The 2,643-nt window shown below is 63.0% G+C and carries 3 protein-coding genes; 1 reads left to right on the top strand and 2 read right to left on the bottom strand.

The window, feature by feature from the left end; all coding sequences use genetic code 11:
* A partial coding sequence (locus ACTHNR_RS07500; RefSeq protein ID WP_440546942.1) for a tetratricopeptide repeat protein occupies positions 1-654 on the bottom strand: 654 nt, incomplete at its 3' end.
* 90 nt (positions 655-744) lie between these two features.
* Positions 745-1,713 carry an AraC family transcriptional regulator N-terminal domain-containing protein gene (locus ACTHNR_RS07495; protein ID WP_440546941.1) on the bottom strand — a complete coding sequence of 323 codons (969 nt, stop codon included), beginning with the start codon at positions 1,711-1,713 and terminating at the stop codon, positions 745-747.
* Positions 1,714-1,808: 95 nt separating this feature from the next.
* On the opposite strand from ACTHNR_RS07495, the gene ACTHNR_RS07490 reads away from it, so the two are divergent.
* Positions 1,809-2,642: an oxidoreductase gene (locus ACTHNR_RS07490; protein ID WP_440546940.1), complete on the top strand. Its 834-nt coding sequence runs from the start codon at positions 1,809-1,811 to the stop codon at positions 2,640-2,642.
* Position 2,643: the final 1 nt, after the last annotated feature.

Below are 2,643 nucleotides of genomic sequence, written 5' to 3'. Positions count from 1 at the left end.
CAGCCCCCGCGCACGCCGGCGGTCGGCGGCGGCGGCCCGCGCGGCCCGCCAATCGGCGTAGACCCACCGCGGCGCCGCGCCCCTGGCGCGGGCCAGCGCAACCTCGACTGCGGCACGCGTGCCCGGCGCATCGACCGCCGCCAGCGCTTGTGCGTACAACAAGGCCGGTTCGGATTTCTGCCGAGCGACCGGATGAACGGCGAACAGACGTTCCAACGTCTCTTGCGCGGCCGTGGCTTCGCCGTTGGCAAACTGCGCTCGCGCGAGACCTTCGAGCAAGTCCGGATCGGATGCGAACGGCCCACTGGCCGCCTCGCGATAATGCCCGAGCGCTTCGGCCGCATTGCCCGCATCGAGCAGCGCGGCAGCGAGCCGCATGCGATGCGCGACCGTAGGCGCGCGGTCGAAATCCGTGCGCGCCTCGCGCACCGCCCGGTCAGGATCGACTAGCTGCGAGAAGGCCCGCGTTGCCGCCCTCGCCCCACGCGATTGGCGCAGGCCCGGCAAGTAAACGACAAACAAGTAGACCAAACTGCCAAGGCCTGGAAACAGAAACAAGATCAGCAGCCAGTACATGTTCTGCCGGGAACGGACGGCGTGCACCGCGAAGATCACGGCGATGATGACAGAGAGGCTTATTCCGAAAATGCGCATTGACGAGAAGATCGATCGTAGTTCGTGGCCAACAGCCGACGACACGCCGGCGAATCGGTGGAACATCATTGTGACAGAAGGTGTATTCGCTCAATGCGACGACACAAACGTCGTATCCTCAAATGCGGGAATAGCAAAAGCCGCCTTCATGCGCTTCACCTCGGCCGCCGGCGTCAACCCGAACAGCCGCTTGAACTCGCGGCTGAACTGCGATGCGCTCGTGTAGCCCACGGCGTGGCTCGCGGCCTCGGCGGTAAGCTCGCGGCGAACCATCAGCAGTCTAGCTTGATGCAGGCGCGTGGATTTGACGTACTGCATCGGCGAAACCTGCGTCATCTGCTTAAAGTGACTATGAAAGCTCGGAACGCTCATACCCGCCTCTTTCGCCAGCCTCGCCACGTCGAGCGGCTGCGCGTAGGCGGCATGAATGAGCCGCAGCGCTTTACCTATCCGACCGAACTGGCCGCGCATGGCCAGCGCCTCTCTCATCGAGCTGCCTTGCGCGCCGGTAAGCACACGAAAGTATAGTTCGCGCAGCAGCCCGTGCCCCAATACGGCCGCTTCGAGCGGGCGTTGCATCGCTTCGAGCAGGCGCAAGACCGACGATTGCATGGCGTCGTCGATCGGCGTGGACATCATGCTGCGAGGCGGCTGCACGGGTTCGGCCACCCCTTCGCGATCGATCTGTGCCGCGAGTTCGGCCGCCATGGCGAAATCGAGGTGCAGATAGAGCGCGAGCAGCGGGCGCTCGGGGGTGGCGTCGGTCTCCATCGTAAATGGCACAGGGATCGACACGGCCAGGTATTGACGCTCGTCATACAGATAGAGTTCATCGCCGAAGCAGCCACGCTTGCGGCCCTGACAAACGATCACGATGCCCGGATCGTACAAAACGGGCGTGCGCGACAGTGCGCGATTCGAACGCAGGATACGGACGCCGGACAAGGGGGTGAGGTTATACCCCTCTTCAGGCGCCAACGCATGCAGCAGCGCAACGATGCGTTTCTGGCTTCGAGCGGGCAAATCGGGGCGTGGCGGAACTCTGCGGTCAGCGCTCATAGCTTTGTGCAAGAAAATCAGCGGAAATCGCCTGTTTTGGCTTCTTCGGCGAGACTAGTATGCACTTCCTGAACCACATTTGGGAGGATGCAGTCATGACAACCGGCAAAACGCTGCTCATCACCGGCGTCAGCAGCGGCTTCGGCCGTGCCCTCGCACAAGAGGCGCTGACCGCAGGACACACCGTCGTCGGCACCGTGAGAAGCGAAAAGGACAGGCGCGATTTCCAATCGATGTCCGCGCACTCGGCATTTGGACGCGTGCTCGACGTAACCCATTTCGACGCCATCGACGGCGTCGTGTCGGATATCGAGTCAACGGCCGGGCCGATCGACGTGCTCGTCAATAATGCGGGGTACGGACACGAGGGCGTCATGGAAGAATCGCCGCTGTCGGAAATTCGCCGTCAATTCGACGTGAACGTATTCGGCGCGGTGGCCATGATGAAGGCGGTCTTGCCGTTCATGCGCGCGCGCCGGCGTGGCCACATCCTGAATATCACGTCGATGGGCGGTCACATTACGATGCCGGGCATCGCCTATTACTGCGGCAGCAAGTTTGCGCTCGAAGGCATTTCCGAGGCCCTCGGCAAGGAAGTGAAGCCTTTCGGCATCCATGTGACGGCGGTAGCCCCGGGTTCCTTCCGCACCGACTGGGCGGGCCGCTCGATGAAGCGCACGCCTCGCTCCATCGCCGACTACGACGCCGTCTTCAATCCGATTCGCCTCGCGCGTGAGGAGAAAAGCGGAAAACAACTGGGCGACCCAACGAAAGCGGCGCGGGCGATGCTCGCGGTGATCGCCGCGGAACGCCCGCCCGCCCATCTCTTGCTCGGCAGCGATGCGTTGAATCTCGTACGCGCCAAATTATCGGCATTGGACGACGAGATTCGCGCGTGGGAAACAGTCACTGTCTCGACGGATGGCTGAT

Origin of the sequence: Trinickia sp. (assembly GCF_051954495.1) — a bacterium.
GTDB lineage: Bacteria > Pseudomonadota > Gammaproteobacteria > Burkholderiales > Burkholderiaceae > Trinickia.
Note: the sequence above shows the minus strand (reverse complement) of the source record. Positions and strands in the feature narration are given on the sequence as shown.